This is a genomic window from Staphylococcus gallinarum, assembly GCF_000875895.1.
GTDB lineage: Bacteria > Bacillota > Bacilli > Staphylococcales > Staphylococcaceae > Staphylococcus > Staphylococcus gallinarum.
In genome coordinates this window covers 92155-109573 of record NZ_JXCF01000010.1, presented here as the reverse complement: position 1 = coordinate 109573, position 17419 = coordinate 92155, and the positions used below count along the sequence as shown (strand labels likewise).

At 33.8% G+C, this 17419-nt stretch carries 15 protein-coding genes and 1 pseudogene; 4 read left to right on the top strand and 12 right to left on the bottom strand.

Going from position 1 to position 17419, the window contains the following annotated elements; genetic code table 11:
* Positions 1–105 precede the first annotated feature (105 nt).
* Entirely contained in the window at positions 106–1137 is a 1032-nt protein-coding gene (locus SH09_RS08900; protein ID WP_042739305.1) for an NAD(P)/FAD-dependent oxidoreductase, read from the bottom strand.
* A gap of 195 nt (positions 1138–1332) precedes the next feature.
* Entirely contained in the window at positions 1333–1746 is a 414-nt protein-coding gene (locus tag SH09_RS08895; protein ID WP_042739304.1) for a DUF2871 domain-containing protein, read from the bottom strand.
* A gap of 326 nt (positions 1747–2072) precedes the next feature.
* Here SH09_RS08895 and SH09_RS16995 point away from each other — a divergent pair.
* Positions 2073–2556: pseudogene (locus tag SH09_RS16995) on the top strand (transposase); the annotation flags it as partial.
* Between the two features lie 81 nt (positions 2557–2637).
* Here the strand turns inward: SH09_RS16995 and rpiB are convergent.
* From rpiB to SH09_RS08875, 4 genes are read right to left on the bottom strand one after another with little or no spacing between them, the layout of a single operon-like run.
* Complete coding sequence (gene rpiB, locus SH09_RS08890) at positions 2638–3084, bottom strand: ribose 5-phosphate isomerase B (protein ID WP_042739303.1); 447 nt, start codon at positions 3082–3084, stop codon at positions 2638–2640.
* A gap of 25 nt (positions 3085–3109) precedes the next feature.
* Complete coding sequence (dhaL, locus tag SH09_RS08885) at positions 3110–3745, bottom strand: dihydroxyacetone kinase subunit DhaL (protein WP_042739302.1); 636 nt, start codon at positions 3743–3745, stop codon at positions 3110–3112.
* 13 nt (positions 3746–3758) lie between these two features.
* Positions 3759–4757 (bottom strand): dihydroxyacetone kinase subunit DhaK, encoded by a 999-nt coding sequence (locus SH09_RS08880; RefSeq protein WP_042739301.1) that lies wholly within the window; start codon positions 4755–4757, stop codon positions 3759–3761.
* Positions 4758–4799: 42 nt separating this feature from the next.
* On the bottom strand, positions 4800–5882 hold the full coding sequence (locus SH09_RS08875; protein WP_042739300.1) for an MDR/zinc-dependent alcohol dehydrogenase-like family protein: 1083 nt from the start codon (positions 5880–5882) through the stop codon (positions 4800–4802).
* A gap of 176 nt (positions 5883–6058) precedes the next feature.
* Here SH09_RS08875 and SH09_RS08870 point away from each other — a divergent pair, with 176 nt between their 5' ends.
* Positions 6059–6826 carry a DeoR/GlpR family DNA-binding transcription regulator gene (locus SH09_RS08870; protein WP_042739299.1) on the top strand — a complete coding sequence of 256 codons (768 nt, stop codon included), beginning with the start codon at positions 6059–6061 and terminating at the stop codon, positions 6824–6826.
* Between the two features lie 92 nt (positions 6827–6918).
* Here the strand turns inward: SH09_RS08870 and SH09_RS08865 are convergent, their stop codons facing one another.
* From SH09_RS08865 to SH09_RS08845, 5 genes are all read right to left on the bottom strand, one after another.
* Complete coding sequence (locus tag SH09_RS08865) at positions 6919–8406, bottom strand: Na+/H+ antiporter NhaC family protein (protein WP_042739298.1); 1488 nt, start codon at positions 8404–8406, stop codon at positions 6919–6921.
* A 149-nt stretch (positions 8407–8555) separates the two neighbouring features.
* Entirely contained in the window at positions 8556–9884 is a 1329-nt protein-coding gene (locus SH09_RS08860) for an LLM class flavin-dependent oxidoreductase (protein WP_042739297.1), read from the bottom strand.
* Positions 9881–10897 (bottom strand): MsnO8 family LLM class oxidoreductase, encoded by a 1017-nt coding sequence (locus SH09_RS08855; protein WP_042739296.1) that lies wholly within the window; start codon positions 10895–10897, stop codon positions 9881–9883. Before SH09_RS08855 ends, SH09_RS08860 begins: the two co-directional genes overlap by 4 nt.
* Positions 10898–11079: 182 nt before the next feature.
* Complete coding sequence (locus SH09_RS08850) at positions 11080–11859, bottom strand: SDR family NAD(P)-dependent oxidoreductase (RefSeq protein WP_042739295.1); 780 nt, start codon at positions 11857–11859, stop codon at positions 11080–11082.
* A gap of 693 nt (positions 11860–12552) precedes the next feature.
* Positions 12553–13839, bottom strand: coding sequence for a YhgE/Pip domain-containing protein (locus SH09_RS08845; protein ID WP_042739294.1), 1287 nt, complete (start codon positions 13837–13839; stop codon positions 12553–12555).
* 151 nt (positions 13840–13990) lie between these two features.
* Here SH09_RS08845 and SH09_RS08840 point away from each other — a divergent pair, with 151 nt between their 5' ends.
* Both SH09_RS08840 and SH09_RS08835 read left to right on the top strand, forming a co-directional pair.
* On the top strand, positions 13991–14602 hold the full coding sequence (locus tag SH09_RS08840; protein WP_042739293.1) for a TetR/AcrR family transcriptional regulator: 612 nt from the start codon (positions 13991–13993) through the stop codon (positions 14600–14602).
* Between the two features lie 76 nt (positions 14603–14678).
* Positions 14679–15617, top strand: a complete 939-nt coding sequence (locus SH09_RS08835; protein WP_042739292.1) for a magnesium transporter CorA family protein — start codon at positions 14679–14681, stop codon at positions 15615–15617.
* Between the two features lie 144 nt (positions 15618–15761).
* Here the strand turns inward: SH09_RS08835 and SH09_RS08830 are convergent, their stop codons facing one another.
* On the bottom strand, positions 15762–17204 hold the full coding sequence (locus SH09_RS08830; RefSeq protein WP_042739291.1) for a sucrose-specific PTS transporter subunit IIBC: 1443 nt from the start codon (positions 17202–17204) through the stop codon (positions 15762–15764).
* Positions 17205–17419 lie beyond the last annotated feature (215 nt).

The following is a 17419-nucleotide window of genomic DNA, read 5'->3' as shown; positions in this document are numbered from 1 at the left end:
TCTTAAATCACAATACGCTTTAACTTGTGGATATTCATATCTAACTTCTATCACTTATTATCCCCCTTCTATATTTATATCGTCTATATTAAATACAATAAACGATTATAAATATTTTTTCATAACTACTTGGTTTGCAGATTTAAACACTTCATTATGACTTGAAACAAAGCCTTCAGGTTTAGCTTCCGGTTCTATATAGACTTTAGCTAAATTTGCTGCATTTGCAGCATCACTAAATGCGCTTGCAATAAGGTGTGCTTTAGCATCATGATAAATAATGTCGCCACAAGCAAATAATCCATCTATACTTGTAGATGTATTTCCAAAGCCCTTTATTCTATATTCATTAAACATATCAACTTGTGCAGATGATTGTTTAAGCAATGTATTCTCTACATCAAATCCATGACTAATAATCACTTCATCAAATGACTCTTCTATTTTCTCTTTTGTTTCAATATCTTCAAGCACTACTTTGTTTATTCTAGTTTGGGTTTCATCACCAATCAGTTGATGAATATGTGTGTTAGGCATTTTTCGCACATTGAGTTCTGCTAAAACCTTTTTCATTGCTTCATAGCCTTTAATATCTGCTTTACGATAAATAAGCGTTACACTTTTAGCATAACCACTTAAATCATTCGCCCAATCTAAAGCGGAATTACCTGCTCCTGAAATCAAGATATTCTTATCTTTAAAATGTTTCAATGATTGCACTACATAGTGAAGATTAGTTAATTTATAACGCTCAGCATCTTTAATGTCTAGTTGCTTAGGATTTATAATGCCTCCACCAATCGCAACAATAACTGATTTCCCGTCAAATATATTGCCTTTATCGGTTTCAACTTCAAAATGTTGTTCAGAGACCTTTCTGATATCTATGACACGCTCTTCTAGATTAACTTTCGGATCAAAATATAAACCTTGCTTGATCGTATCTTGTATTACTTCATAACATGGTTTAGGTGCTAAGCCACCAATATCCCAAATGATTTTTTCAGGATAAACATGCATCTTACCACCTAATTTGTCTTGAATATCAATAATTCTTACGTCCATACCTCTTAACCCTGAGTAAAAACTCGCAAATAGTCCTGCAGGTCCTCCACCAATTATTATCACGTCATCCATTAAAAATTCCTCCCAATTTCTACTCCACTAATAATGCTATTATCCTATAATTGATAATGATTATCAATATCTAACTATTAGTAATTCTAAATTTTTATAATATTACTCGAATTGTAAAAAATTTTAAAAAACCTAGTCTCTATTAAAAATCTAGAAACTAGGCTAATATTTGATGATACGTAAATAAATTTGAAATTAATCGCGTGGATCCTTTACAATTGCATTCCTTAATAAGAAAAATAATAATAGAAACCCTGCGGTTAATGTCGTATGGCCTATACCTGTATATCCGGCAAATGTCTCTGGAACCTTCAGTCCAATAACTTGGTATGTACCTTTCATAAACATCATTCCTATTGTCGCTAATACTCCTAAATTGTATATAACGAAAAACCAATTAAATAAATAATAACTACTTAATTTAAATACTTTTTCGATAGGTAATAATACGAGATGCATAAACATTCCCAAGATTAAGGTATGCGTATGTACTACCACCAACTGTGTATCTCCTGTGAAATGATGTGCTACCGTTAGTTCCCTGTAATAGAACCCACTAAGTAAGCCTAAAATAGTATAAATTAAAAATGCATACAAAATTCTGCGCATCTTTACGCCTCCTTAAATACATTATAGGATAAGTTGTATTAAAATAAAGTGACAATTAAACAAACTTATCAAACAGTCCTACCGTTATGTTTCATATCTTTAAAACAATATAAGGCTATATTTAATTTCATTGTACATTGTCTTAGCGTACTTGAGAATAATCCTATGTATAACAACTTCTAACATTTTATAAAAGTTAACCATATTATGTACTATCGCGAGAAAATAAGTCATCATATGTATATATATTACAACATGTCTCAATTAACTCTACCAATAGAAACTGAAATAATTATACTTGAAAATGATATCGGACAAATTGGTAAAATGATGAATTTAAATATCCTAATTGTAAGAAATTTGAATTTAATAGATACGCTTATCGTAATGATAGATATGGTTTTAAAAGAGATTTCAAATTATATGAATGTGATATTATTCAGGGTGTACACTACGTAACCAATGTATGAAAAATCATTCGAAATCTAATAAAACAATTTTAAGGAATTATAATTGGGAATATTTCAAATCTAAAATAAATCGACAGCTTTCAGAACCAAAAACACAAATATCTACAGTCAACGAAAACTTGATGTAGAACCTGTTTTTGGATTCTTGAAGGCTATTTTTGGGTTCACTCGCATGTCACTACGCGGAGTAACAAATGCAAAACGTAAACATGGATTAGCATTACTGGCTTTCAATATAAGAAAAATAACAGAACTAAGTGCTAATCAATTTAATAATAATAGAAAAATCGATAATTTTTACATTTTCACAGTAAAAATCATCGATTTTATTTTAGTCTAAAAAAGTAATATTTTAGATACATAAACATTTCAATAAAGATTTAATTATGTCTAGTAGGAACCTTGTTTCATTTTATTTCGGTTACGTATTTTCATGTGCCTCAATCTCATCAATCTTATCGACTTTACGCTGAGAACCACCTTCCCAACTTACATTCAAATACGCCTCGACATTTTTCTTTGCAACTTCAATACCAATAATTTGTGCACCCATTGTTAGAATTTGTGCATTATTGCTTAACTGTGCACGTTCAGCAGAATAGTAATCATGTGCCAAAGCTGCACGTATACCATTTAACTTATTAGCAGTAATTGCAACACCAATACCAGTACCACAAATTAAAATACCTCGTTCATTATTACCTTGTTGAATACTCTTACCCACTTCTAATGCCACATCTGGATAATCCGTTTCGGCACAATGATGACAACCAAAATCTTCAACTTCATGGCCTAATTGTTCTACGTGTGATTTTACCGCTTCCTTTAAATCATATCCATTATGGTCTGCTCCAATTGCTATTTTCATTGTTTATTCCTCCTTGTATCAATTTTCAGGCAACAAATGGCTTAAACGTTTCTAGCATAAGATAAGCAGACATTGCTCCTGGATCAATATGTCCTTGCGAACGATAACCTAAACGCTTTGATCTACCTTTATTGGAAATAATATCTTTGGTACTTTCCATACCTTGCTTGGCAGCTATCAATCCTTTATCAAATCCAACTTCAAATGACTCACCCTTACTTTTGGATTGTTCTAACGAGTCAAAAAACGGTTCTAATGTATCAATCATCGTCTTGTCTCCGATTTCAGCCTTCCCTCTGGCCTTAATCCCTTTGCTAAACGCAATCCAAAAATCATATAATGCAGCATCATCTAAATTGTCTTTGTTTTTTACTGCTACTGCCCCCTTTAAATATCCAGAAGCATAGAGTGGACCAACTGATGAACCAACTGCATCTAAGAACGTCTTGCCTACTGCAACACTAATTTTGGCTATATCATTTTGACTTTGCAGTTCATTATTAATTTCTTGTTTGACTGCTTGATATCCAATATTCATAGTGACACCATGATCACCATCACCGATTTTTCTATCGAGTTCACATAGTGTATCTTTCTCATTCTCAAATAGTTCAGTAAGCTTTATAATATATTGCTTAAATGCCTGACCAGAAACTGTCATGAATTCTACCCCCTTACACTTCTTTAAAATTTGGACAATCAACAGGATGTGAAATACAGCGTTTTAACGTTTCATCAACTTTCATTAATGTAACTGAAAATCCACCCATCTCCATCGATGTAATAAAATTACCTATATAAGTTTTATATGTTTTAATATTTCGTTCATTTAAAATTGCAGCTACCTCTTTATTGATAATATATAATTCCATCTGAGATGTAGCACCTAAACCGTTGACCAATACAACAACTTCGTCATTTTGTTGGTATAGTCCTTCTTTTAAGATATTTTGCATAATCACTTGTACGGTTTCCTGTGCCGTTCTTATTGTTGTTTTTTCAATACCAGGTTCTCCATGATGACCTAATCCAATTTCCATTTCATTCTCTTCTAAATCGAAACTAGGTTTGCCCGTTTGAGGCAAATAGCAAGGACTTAACCCGATACCCATAGACCTTGTATTATCATTTGCTAATTGTGCAATACGTTTCACTTCATCTAAATCATAGCCGAAATCAGCCGCAGCACCCGCAGCTTTATACACCAATAATTCACCAGCAATTCCTCTACGATCATCGATATCTTTAGACGATGCTACATCATCATTGCCAATCACAACTGCAGTCTCAATGTCATCTTCAATTTCAGTCATTTCACTTGCCATTTCAAAGTTCATCAAATCGCCAGCATAATTACCATAAATATATAAAACACCATGACCATCATCTATCTCTTTTGTCACTGCCTGTATTGGTATCGGTGAAGGTGATGCAAATATGTTTCCTACAGCTACACCATCTGCCATTCCTGCACCAACATACCCTAAGAATCCTGGTTCGTGACCTGAACCTCCACCAATCAATATACTTACTTGACGATCGGGGTTACGTTTTTTACCAATAAGTGCACGTTGATGTAACTCAGTACGACGAATATAGTCTGGATATGCAATAACATAACCATCCACTAATTCGTCAATTACATCATCTGGATTATTAATCATCTTTTTCATATGCTTACGCTCCTTTTTACTTGGGGTAATGATTATTTATATTTAAGGTACAAGAACTACTTTTAAGGATTTGTCACCTTTTTTCATTAATTCAAATCCTTCTTCAAATGATGCTAATGGCAATTGATGCGTCACTACACCCTCAGTTGGAAAATCACCTTTTTGAATACCATCAATAACAAGCGGATAACAATATGGACCTAAATGACTGCCCATTAAATCTAATTCTTTACGATCAGAAATAATACTCCAATCAACTGTTACTGGTTCACCGAATACTGAAAATTCTACAAAACGTCCTAACTTTCTAATAGCACTTAACCCTTGTTCAACTGATTTAGGATGGCCAGTTGCTTCAATATAAGTATCGCAACCATATCCCTCTGTCATCTCTTTTATTTCTTTAACCACATCGACTTCTGCTGGATTCATAACGATATCAGCACCGAATTGTTTGGCTAACTCTAAACGATCTTCTTTCATATCTAATACAACTAATGTTTCTGCGCCTGCCTTTTTAGCAGCACCAACCATACCAAGACCAAGCGTGCCTGCTCCAGATAAGACAACGAAATCTCCAAGTTTGATGTTAGCGCGTTGAACCGCGTGTAAGCTACATGCATAAGGTTCAATGAGTATTGCCTTTTCAATTGGTAAATCTTCAGGGACTTTATAGTTAATGGCTTCTTTAGTAAATTTCATATATTCAGCCATGCCACCGTTAACATTATTTTGGAAGCCATATAAGTCATGCTTTTCACACATCCAATATTCTCCACGATTACAGAATCTACATTCCCAACAAGGTACAATTTGTTCTGAAATAACACGATCACCTATTTCAAAATCAGTGACCTCATCACCTTTAGCAACAATACGTGCGATAAATTCATGCCCCGGTATCATTGGGGCCTTAATATATGACGGTTGTGTTTCATCTCCCCAAAAACTAGGCGCACCCCCATATGCTTTAATATCTCCTGCACAAATACCACATGCTTCAACTTTAACTACAATTTCTTTTGCATTTTCAATAACGGGTGTATCCACTGTTTCATATTTATAATCTCCAGGTGCATATGCTACAATTGCTTTCATTTTGTCTGGGTAATTTTTATTAGCCATAATTAACAACTCCCTATAATTTTTAGAAAACGCTTTCATTTACAATTGCTATTTTAATATATATTTTCGTTTTATACAAATATTTTTTCATTTCTTTTCGTTTTGAGTTGTTTCTATTGGATTCAATAAAATATGTGTTAAAATATATTATGATTCTAAAGAGGATGTGAGCGAGTTTGAAAATGTACGCAGATGAAAGACGAGAGCATATATATAGCTATATCAAGTCACATAAACGCGCTACCGTAAGACAACTTTCTGATTATTTAAGCGTGACTGAAGCGACCGTTCGAAGTGATTTGAGAAGATTAGAAAGTGAAAATAAATTAACGCGTACCCATGGTGGTGCAAAGGTAACCGAAAATATTTCATCAAAATTAAACTTTTCTTATCGATTAACCCAAAAGCATACTGAAAAGTACAAAATAAGTAAACATGCACTTAAAAAAATCAAGCCACAACAATGTATTATGATTGATGCGAGTTCTACCACTTATGAATTAGCAAAATTATTAGCAGATACAACAATGGAGCTTACCATCATTACCAATGGTTTAGAAAATGCAGTGCTATTAAAGGAGAATCCGCATCTAACAGTCCTTGTAGTAGGTGGTTTTGTCTCAGAAGACTCAAATGCAATCACAGGCAACATAGATTCACAAATACTAGAAATGTATCACATTGATTATTTCTTTCTATCTGCAAATGGCCTAACATTACAAAATGGATTAACCGATTTTTCATTACCAGAAGTGCAATTAAAGAAACAAATGGTACAAGAAAGTGAAAATGTTATTGCACTTATCGATAGCAGCAAATTTGATGTTTCTTCAACATTATCATTTGCTAAAGCAACGGAAATAAATGAAGTGATTACAGATCAATTACCTGATCATAAATGGACTCAAGATATGCCATTCACATTAACGGTTGCAGATAACTAAAAAAGGAACAATGACATTAACAAAGTGACTACTCCCATTGAATGAGAACACTTGTTAATCATTGTTCCTTTTAATTTTTATTTATAAGCTGGCTAACTTCCGCCACTCCAACCTACTAATGTAAAGAAATAAAGTAATACTGCCCCTACAATAATCCATATGACAAATAGTGGCACCATAAACTTCAACCATGAAGCAAAGTTACCTTTTGCAATTGCAATAGCTCCTACAGTGGCACCCAATGTAGGTGTGACAAGGTTGCCTAATCCCCCTCCAAATGACAGTGCGGTTAATAACATCTGATCATTTACACCTAACGTATGTGTGACGGGTTGTAAAATAGGAATCATAACACTCATTAAACCTGATCCTGATGGCACTAAAAAGTTAAACACGGTTGCCACTAAGAATACAAGTACTGAAACGATGCCAGGAGAAGAGCCATCGAGTTGTGTCGTCAAAGCATGAACAATAGTACTTAGAATTTGACCTTTTTCTAATATGACACTGATTGTATTAGCCATTATAATAGCGAAGGCTACTACCAACATAGGCTTGGCACCTTCTATAAATCCATCAACCATTTGACTTGGTGACTTTCCCTTTATTAAGTAAGCAATCACAAAACTCACTCCAAATACTGTAATAAAGACACCATTACCATAGTGCTCGGACCATTTTAACAAACCGTTACCTAATGCTAAGATAATAGGCGTCAAAATAATCAATGCTACTACTAGATAATCTCTAACACCTGCAGTAACTTGTTGTTTAATATGTTGTTCTGTATTGTCATGTTGTTGAAACTGCCATTCAGTTGTAGTCATCAAACTGTTATCAGCATTTTTGATGACACGTTTTGCATACCAAATAACATAGAATAAGGTTACAGCTAAAAACACCACATACATTATAGTTCTACCACCATATCCTGAATAAAGCGGAACATGTGGATATACGATTTGACCTATTTTGGCCATACCAGATGGTGATACTGAAAATGCCATATATAAGGGTAAAAATGTTATTGCTAATGCGGTAATCGGATCAAGTTTCAAACGATTAACCAATATAACACCCAATGTTACAAAGACAATCATTTGGTCACCACCGACAAAAAAGCCAATAAATGCCATTAAAGAAAATAGTCCAATCACCAAAGGCAATGGTCCCGCATGTTCAAAGCGCTGTATAAAATAATTTGTCACTGTCTTGACGGAATCTAATTGCAAAATGCCTCCCATTGCTCCACCAATAAATAATAATAAGGTCACCGTTTGTGCAGACTGTATACCTCCATTTAATATAAGGGTAACTGCATAAAAAGGGTTAATCCCATGCTGATGAATCGCGTGATAAGTACCTTGAATGATTGTTCCATCAGCATGTTTATCAAACGTTCCAGCAGGAATGACATATGTCAAAAAACAAGCAAACATCATCATCAAGAACATCATAAATAATACGTGTGGTAATTGTATGTTTTTTTTAATCTTTGTCTTTACTTCAGTATTCGAATCTATATCACGTCGATCATGTCGTGTTAATGATTCATATGATGCTGCATTATATTTAGACATATATTTCAACTCTCCTTCAATAACATTTTATAACAATTCCTTTGTCCATTAATAAAGCATTTCTAAACTATGTTCTAGTTATGCGCACTAAAATACATAGTGCTACTTATCGTTATATCAATCTCAGTTTTATAACTGAGATTATAAATTTAATGCCCTATCGTTTGCTTTGAATATCTATTTTCTTTATAAGGCACACCAATATTTTCTCGTAAAGTCTTGCCTTTATAACCTTGGTGGTAATATCCTTGTCGTTCTAACCGCGGCAAGATTTCATTGATAAAATCATCATATATCGGACCGTAAATGTGCGGACCAAAAATGAAACCATCGGCAGCACCACCTTCAAACCACTCTATAAGTAGGCGTGTTACTTCATCATATGTGCCTGTAAATGGCGAGCGTTTTGCTGTTTCTTCTAATGCAACTTCTCTTAGTGTCAGATTATTGGCTTTTGCTCTGGCAGCAATAGCCTCTGTTGTTGCACGAAAACTATTCTGCCCCACATCACCTAATTCTGGGAAAGGTGCATCTAAGTCATATTGGGTAAAGTCATGATGGTCATAATATCTACCTAGATAATCTAAGGCATCTTCGATTGTGGCTAATTGTTTAATTTCAGAAAATCGTTGCTCTACCTCTTCGTGAGTCTTACCGATAACTGGGGATAATATTGGGTAAATTTTAACTGTTTCTTTGTCTCTACCGAATGATTCTGCTTGTTGTTTGATTGCATCATAATTGTATTTCGCTTGTGTAAAGGATTCACCTAATGTAAACACTGCATCAGCATATTTTGCAGCATATGCTTGACCTTTTGGCGAGGCACCTGCTTGAAATATTACAGGCTGACCTTGTTCAGAACGACCAGCATTTAGCGGCCCTTTAACTTGAAAGTACTTTCCTTTATAGTCAAGTGTATGCATCTTACGCTTATCTAAATATTCATGATGCTCAGCATCAAATTTAAATGCATCATCTTCATACGAATCCCATAATCCTTGTACGACTTGTATATGTTCTTCAGCAATGTCGTAACGGACATCATGTTCAGGATGCTCACCTTTAGAATAATTTGATGCGCTTCCTTCCAATGGAGAGGTCACGATGTTCCAGCCAGCACGTCCATGACTAATACGATCGATAGTTGCCAATTGTCTTGCCACTGTATAAGGCTCACTATAAGAAGTCGAAATGGTACCTACCAAACCAATACGTGAGGTAATCGGTGCTAAAGCAGCTAGCAAAGTTAATGGTTCATGGCGATCTAAAAAATGTGGTATAGATTTTTCATGTATATATAAACCGTCTGCCACAAATAAAAAGCTAAATCCCGCGTCTTCTGCTTTACGGGCAATTTTTAATTGAAAATCAAAATTAGTACTAGCATCACTAGGTACTTCTGGTGATTTCCATGCATGCATATGACTGCCAGGTCCATTCAACATAATTCCAAAATCAATACTTTGTCGTGTCATATTATCCCTTCTTTCTCTAATTGTTCACTATTAACAGGCGCAAGTTGTATTACTGTTTGCTTTCTTAATTGAGCATCATGAACCGGCATATGTAACATGAACTCATCGATATCACCATCAACATTCAGCTTTGCAATTGCATCCTTAATTTGATGGGCTTCCCCAGTAAAGACATCAATACGCTTTTCTTCAATTTCAAATTTCTCAGTGGATTGTTGGCGAAATAGATCAACCTGTGATTGATTATTAACCGTTATCTTTTGACCATCTTCAAAATGTAATGCATAGTTCGTACGACCCGCTTCAACTTTTTCTAGTTGTTCTAAATTCTCCGCTACAACTGCTGCAACGGCTACAATCATTCTACCTTCAGGATAAATAGCTTTATAGCTTTGGACAGCTTCCTTTAAAGCTTTATCATTCGAATTAATAAAGTAAGCATAAATAAATCCTACACGTTCTTTAGCCGCTAATTCTGCTGAGTTTATACTTGTACCAAGTAAAAACACCTCTGGTTTAGTTACTTCTTCATTTCTTATAGCAGTTGTGAGCTGTGCAAATTCTGAACCTTGTGGGAAACTTTGCTGATTAAATTGATTTAAAAGATGAAATTTTTCTTCGAAAGAGGATGCATTCTCATTTAAGTCTGCTTGCAAAGCCTTTGTTGCAAGTGGAAATCCACCAGGCGCTTTACCTATACCTAAATCAACACGTCCTGGCGCAAGGTTACTAATAAAATGAAATTGTTCAATCACTTTAAATGGGCTGTAATGTTGTAACATGACGCCACCTGAGCCAACACGAATTGTTGTTGTTTGATTCAAAATGTGTGTCACAAGTATTTCTGGACTCGTACCAGCAACTTCCGGCATATTGTGATGTTCTGCTACGAAATACCGTTTATATTTTAATTGGTCTGCTAGTTGCGCTAATTTAACGCTACGTTCTATAGCTGCTCTAACTGTCTGACCATCGTCTAAAGGACTTTGATCCAAAATGCTAATATCAGTCACTTGATGACCTCCTTACAAGAATATTCTGAAAATGATTTAACCATATATTATGCCTCTCTCAACAGTTTGTCAACTATTCTTATCGTTTTAGTCAGAATTAATTTTAAAAAATAAACTAGGAACATAATGTTGTCTTGTCTTTAACGTTCCTAGCTCTATTTTAATGATTACTAACATTTTATTTATAAAGCAGTATAGCCTCCATCAATTGTTAGTACACTGCCAGTCACAAATGATGACGCATCTGATGCTAAGTATACAGCTGCACCTTGCAATTCTTCTGGCACACCTGGTCTACCTAATGGTGTGAACTTCATCCATGTATCAATCATATCTCCACCTTGGGCAAAGTAATCTTTAGTTAATTCCGTTTTCATATACCCTGGTGCTATTGTATTAACGCGTATGCCATGTTGAGCCCATTCACTTGCTAGACTTTTAGTAAACATAATAACAGCCCCTTTTGAAGTGTTATATGCCGCTTGTGGTTGTGGTGTATTTACAATAATACCTGACATTGAGGATGTATTGATTATCGATCCTTTTTGTTGTTTGATCATCACTTTTCCTACTGCTTGTAATACTAACACCATACTATTAATATTAACATCCATATTTTTCACCCAACGCTCATAGGGCATATCTTCGAATTTAACATGCTCATTAATTCCAGCATTATTAAATAAGATATCAATATGTCCAAAGTGATTTACAACATCCTGGACCATCTTATCAACATCTTCTACATTTGTGACATCGACTTTACAGGCCATTGCTTCATTACCTGTATTATTTTCAAATTCTGCAGCAGTTTGTTGCGCTAATTCGTAATTAATATCTGCAATTACAACATTTGCCCCTGCTTCTGCTATACCTTGTCCCATTGCCTTACCTAATCCTGTAGCTCCACCAGTAATAATGGCAACACGATTTTTCAATTCAAACTGATTCCAAATACTCATCGTGACCCCTCCATTTTAAGTTGATTCAGTCACAGTTTAAATTAAGTCATATGGCTATACAATGAAAACGCTTTTTCAAATAATATCAACCATACTTACCTTTATCAAAGCCTAAATTATGCTTAATGCCATTTCTAACTTCGCATATGGTTAAGATTCTCTTCTTAAAAGTTAATTGCATCTTAATATTTAAGTCTCCATTTATTTCATCACCATTTTTATTACTTTTACAAAAAAGGTGGTTTCCTATTCCAATGCAATTGTCCTTTAGAGTGCTTAATAGCTGTTATTTTCCATAATCATTTTGATGTAATTTCATAATACTTTAAGCAGTATTTTGCCGAGACTCCTGAGGGAACAGGACGAGCTGAAGACTACAGGCTGAAGCTGGCCCCCTAGGAAAGCGAGCCAATAATATATAATATTGAACAAAAAATAGATGCAAATTTGTGGATTGGATGATTTACATTCCTATAGAAATTTAACATTTGTATCTTAATGTAAAATACTTTTCTTTAAGAAATATTTTGGCGAGACTCCTGAGGGAACAGGACGAGCTAAAGACTACAGGCTGAAGCTGGCCCCTAGGAAAGCGAGCCAACAATATAAAATACTATATAAAAAAAGCACTCAGATAAATGAGCGCTTCTTTTTTTGGAGTATATGTCCTAGATTTTTTAAATGATTAATATTTTACGAAGGAACTTCAGTTCGTTTGTCACTATGCTTTCTAATCATTGTTGCAGTTAATATTGAGACAATACCAAATATCATAAAGCCGATAAACATCCACATTGTTGAATTCATTTCCAATGACTGGTTCATATATAACAATTCTCTTAAATAATTAGCATAATGTGTAAATGGATTCCAACTTACAATATAATCTTGATAGAACTGTGGTAAGAATTGTTTCGGCAATGTCACTAATTGCATACTAAAGAACATTAATAAGAAGAAAATTGGTATTGCTTTCATTCCTAACCATGACATCGTTCCTAAGATCAATCCTATAAATGCAATAATAGCAATTGAAACATATATAGCAATTTTATTTATATCATCAAAGTTAAAGTCCTGCACTTCAGACATGAAATAAATATAACCGAAACCACCAATAAATGCAGTAACTACTGCTACAGTCATTTGAGCAAGCGATGCAATCAAACGTTGACTTAATTTGATATTATTACTTGTTCTAAAAGCATAGAATAACAATACAGAGCTGACTAATGCACTCATCCATACTGGCATAAACATCAAGAACGGACCATTACCATTCGCTTGATGAGATTTAACTTTATTTATTGTTTCTTTATCGATTGATACTGGATTCGTTACATCTTTAATATCTTTAGCAGATACCTTAACATCTTGTTTATTTAAAATTTCTAAACTTTGTTGTGAAATCTGACTATTAACATTTTCTCCAACTTTACTTAATACGTTATTCGCAATTTGTACAGCTTGCATACTAGCTCCACCGTTAACGATTGTTTTGATATTAGCTTGCTTTACGTCAGTTGTTGATCCTGATTTATTAGCCATTTGCTTTTTCATTTGTTGTAATTGTGCAGGTGGTATTTCACCACTAGCTGCTTTCTCTTTTATTTCTGCTTGTTTACTGTCACTTACTAATTTTTGGGTTTTAGATAATGCATTTTTTGAAAAGTCTTGTTCAATTACTGCCACACCAAAATATTTTTGCTCTTTCAAACCTTTACGTGCTTCTTTTGCACTGTCAACGCTTACCCATTTAATCTTATCTGAATCACTATCTGTTAATTTATCTTCCAAATTTTTACCCACATTCACTTTTTGACCTTGCATATTATTACCTTTATCATGATTTACAATTGCTATAGGTAAAGATTTAGGTGACGGATTATATGCAGGATAAAAAGCTGTCGCTAGTATGATCAATAATACAATGATTGCAATCGGTGCAATCCATAATAGTTTATTTTTAAATATATTCATTTGTTTTACCTCCTTAAATATACAATGTGTTGTTTAATTAATACTTTGTTTATTATAATGACCTTAACTAGAGAAACAATATGCAATATACATCGCATTGTCTATTTCTCAACAATGTGTTTAAAATTGTCTATTTACTTGGAGGTTTTTTATGGAAAATGATAGACGCGTTAGAAAAACAAAAGCAGCAATAAAGTCTGCATTTATTCAATTACTCACTGAAAAAGATTTAGAGAAAATTACTATCCAAGACATCACACAACGTGCAGATATTAATAGAGGTACCTTTTATTTACATTATGAAGATAAGTATTTACTGCTTTCGAGTTTAGAAGATGAATACACGTTCGATTTAACGAATGAAGTAAAACTTGATCAGTATATCAACAACAATTTACCACCTGAAGTTTTCGCTAAGGTGTTTACCGAACAAATTTTACTCAAAGTAGTCAATTATATTTATAACCATATTGAATTTTATAAAGCAATATTCAACCTCGATAGAAAAAGCCAACTCGAAGAAAAAATAGCAAATATCATGTATGGCAATATGCAAAAATTTTCTTCTATAGATAATAAAATTGCTGACGTTCCAATAGATTATTTTTTTAGCTACACATCAGGTGCAATGTTTGCATTTATAAAGCACTGGGTTAAAGATGATAACCGCATGCCACCTACTGAATTAGTCAATCACCTTTTCAAAATCATATTTAATGGCCCTTTAAGACTGATGGCTAAAGAGCAGAAAATTGTAGAATAACAATATTTAACTTGTAATCTATTTATTTGTCCGATAATATTAAAAAGTATTTTATTAGAAAGGATATACTAGGATTATGATTACAGCATATAAACACGCAGAAACTAGAGAGATAATCGAAACTTCATTAGACCATAATGCATCTTGGATCAATGTTGTCGATCCTTCAAGGGATGAAATAGAAAATTTAATGCAATTATATAATATACCTGAAGATTTTTTACGAGATCCTTTAGATTTAGAAGAGAGCGCTCGTGTAGAATATGATGATGAATCTAGATATTCACTAATCATTATCGATATCCCAATAGTCAATGACACAAACTTAAAAGTTTTGTCATTTATTACCATTCCATTGGGGATTATTATTGGTAATAAGAAGATAATGACTGTATGCAATGTCGAAAATGAATTCCTTGAAAACTTCAAACGACATAACATTAATCTTAACTTTCATAGTCGCTTTGCGCTTAATATATTATTAACCATTGCCAATCACTATAACAGAAATTTAAGACTATTAAATAAAACACGTTTACGTATCGAACGTGAACTTAAAAACAATGTAACAAATAAACAACTTTATAATTTAATGGAAGTTGAGAAAAGTTTAGTCTATTTCTTAGCAGCATTAAAAGGAAATGATGGCATTATTAAAAAGCTTTTCCGTCTACCTGCAATTAAGCGTTTTGATGAAGATGAAGAGTTAATAGAAGATTTAGTAATTGAAAATAATCAAGCCATTGAAACTACAGAATTATACACAGACATCTTAGAAAGTATTACCACATCATATGCATCACTACTTTCTAATGAAATGAACAACACGATGAAGACACTTACGTTATTTACGGTCTTTTTAACTTTGCCAACGCTCGTCTTTAGTTTCTTTGGTATGAATGTGCCCTTACCTCTCAATGAACATAGCTATGTCTCATGGCTTATCATTATTGGTATTTCTCTTATATTTGTATCTTGTGTTGGTGCCTTCTTATGGAGAAAGCAAAAGCTGTAACGTGTCGACAATGATTAACGCTACAGTTTAATTGTTACATTACGCTAATTTTTAATAACAATAAAGAAAACGTCAATTGCTAATTTAAATTCAATAGCAATTGACGTTTATTATTTCATACTTACTTCATATAAGCATTTTAATTTATTTTGAGTCTTGTTTATATGCATTTCTTTTCGATAGAATAAACGTTAAAACAAATGCAATGACAAATGTAATAACCATCGCGATACCATAATGTAGCCAACCACTATGTTGCCCACTTATAGAAATAAACCCTGGAATACCAGCTGTCCCTAAAGCAATCGCTTTAACTTTAAATAACGCGATATAAGCTGAACCAATACCTGAACCAACAATCGCTCCAATAAATGGATATTTCAACTTTAAATTAACCCCAAACATTGCAGGTTCAGTAATGCCAAGTAACGAAGAAATACCTGCTGCTGATGCTACACCTTTTAATTTCTTGTTCTCTTTAACAATAAAGAATGCTGCTAAAGCTGCTGCACCTTGGGAAATATTAGACATTGTTGCAATTGGGAAGATAAATGATCCTCCAGTCTTCGCACTATCAGCAATGAGTTGTGTCTCAATAGCGATAAAGCTGTGATGCATACCCGTAATAACAATTGGCGCATAAAGTAAACCAAAGATAAGTCCACCAATAGCACCGCCAAATTCATAAAGCCAAGTCAATCCATCAGATAACCAATAACCCAATGTACGTGTAATTGGACCTACAAATGAAAATGTTAAAAATGCTGTAACCAATATGGATAATAATGGTGTCAATAAATTATCTAGAACAGTAGGTACAACCTTTCTTAACCCTTTCTCTATCTTAGCTAAGATATATGTCGCAACTAACATTGGTAATACTTGACCCTGATAACCGACTTGCTTCACTTCAAATCCAAAGATGTTCCAATGCGGAATTGTCTTTCCTTGTTCAAGTGCCTTTGGATAATCATATGCATTCATCAAATCCGGATGCACTAAGATCATTCCTAGTGCTGCACCTAGAAATGCATTCGCTCCGAAACGCTTTGCAGCACTAAAACCAATCAGTATGGGTAATAAAGTGAAAGGTGCATTCGCAAAGATATTAATCATATCTGCTAGACCTTTAAACTGATTATGTACATCAATTAATGACTGTTCATCATAAAATATACCTGGTGCCGTAAGTATATTATTAATCCCCATCAATAGACCACCTGCTACAATGGCAGGAATAATTGGCACAAATATATCTGATAACATTTTCACAAATCTTTGGAATGGATTTGCATTCTTAGAACCTTCAGCTTTAACTTCAGCCGTAGTCGAAGCCTCTTTCCCAGTTAATTTCTCCATTTCTGCAAAGACTTTATTTACCGTCCCTGAACCAATAATGATTTGGTATTGTCCACCTGTTGAGAATGTCCCTTTCACGACATCCATATCAGATAATACTTGCTCGTTAACCTTGCTTTCATCCTTTAACACTAGTCTTAAACGCGTCGCACAGTGTGCCATCGCATCAATATTTTCTTCTCCACCTATAGCTGTCAAAATCTCTTCAGCAGATTTTTTATAGCTCATTGATAAGCCTCCTCGTAAAAATAGAACCGGTTCCAATTTCTGTTTGATGTTATCATTGTAATCGGTTTCAGTTAAGAACGCAATAGCTTTTTTGTGACGCTTTATTAAGAATTTAGGGTTTTTCAGTAAATTCAAAGACCATTTAGAATTTTATCGCTATAATCAATGAAATTAAGAATTGCAAAATGACAGTCTTTAATAGGCTTTTGATGAAT

Excerpts from the sequence above, each read along its gene's own strand:
- SH09_RS08900 (WP_042739305.1), bottom strand. The coding sequence starts at position 1,137 with ATGGATGACGTGATAATAATTGGTGGAGGACCTGCAGGACTATTTGCG.
- SH09_RS08895 (WP_042739304.1), bottom strand. The coding sequence starts at position 1,746 with ATGCGCAGAATTTTGTATGCATTTTTAATTTATACTATTTTAGGCTTA.
- rpiB (WP_042739303.1), bottom strand. The coding sequence starts at position 3,084 with ATGAAAATAGCAATTGGAGCAGACCATAATGGATATGATTTAAAGGAA.
- dhaL (WP_042739302.1), bottom strand. The coding sequence starts at position 3,745 with ATGACAGTTTCTGGTCAGGCATTTAAGCAATATATTATAAAGCTTACT.
- SH09_RS08880 (WP_042739301.1), bottom strand. The coding sequence starts at position 4,757 with ATGAAAAAGATGATTAATAATCCAGATGATGTAATTGACGAATTAGTG.
- SH09_RS08875 (WP_042739300.1), bottom strand. The coding sequence starts at position 5,882 with ATGGCTAATAAAAATTACCCAGACAAAATGAAAGCAATTGTAGCATAT.
- SH09_RS08865 (WP_042739298.1), bottom strand. The coding sequence starts at position 8,406 with ATGTCTAAATATAATGCAGCATCATATGAATCATTAACACGACATGAT.
- SH09_RS08860 (WP_042739297.1), bottom strand. The coding sequence starts at position 9,884 with ATGACACGACAAAGTATTGATTTTGGAATTATGTTGAATGGACCTGGC.
- SH09_RS08850 (WP_042739295.1), bottom strand. The coding sequence starts at position 11,859 with ATGAGTATTTGGAATCAGTTTGAATTGAAAAATCGTGTTGCCATTATT.
- SH09_RS08845 (WP_042739294.1), bottom strand. The coding sequence starts at position 13,839 with ATGAATATATTTAAAAATAAACTATTATGGATTGCACCGATTGCAATC.
- SH09_RS08840 (WP_042739293.1), top strand. The coding sequence starts at position 13,991 with ATGGAAAATGATAGACGCGTTAGAAAAACAAAAGCAGCAATAAAGTCT.
- SH09_RS08835 (WP_042739292.1), top strand. The coding sequence starts at position 14,679 with ATGATTACAGCATATAAACACGCAGAAACTAGAGAGATAATCGAAACT.
- SH09_RS08830 (WP_042739291.1), bottom strand. The coding sequence starts at position 17,204 with ATGAGCTATAAAAAATCTGCTGAAGAGATTTTGACAGCTATAGGTGGA.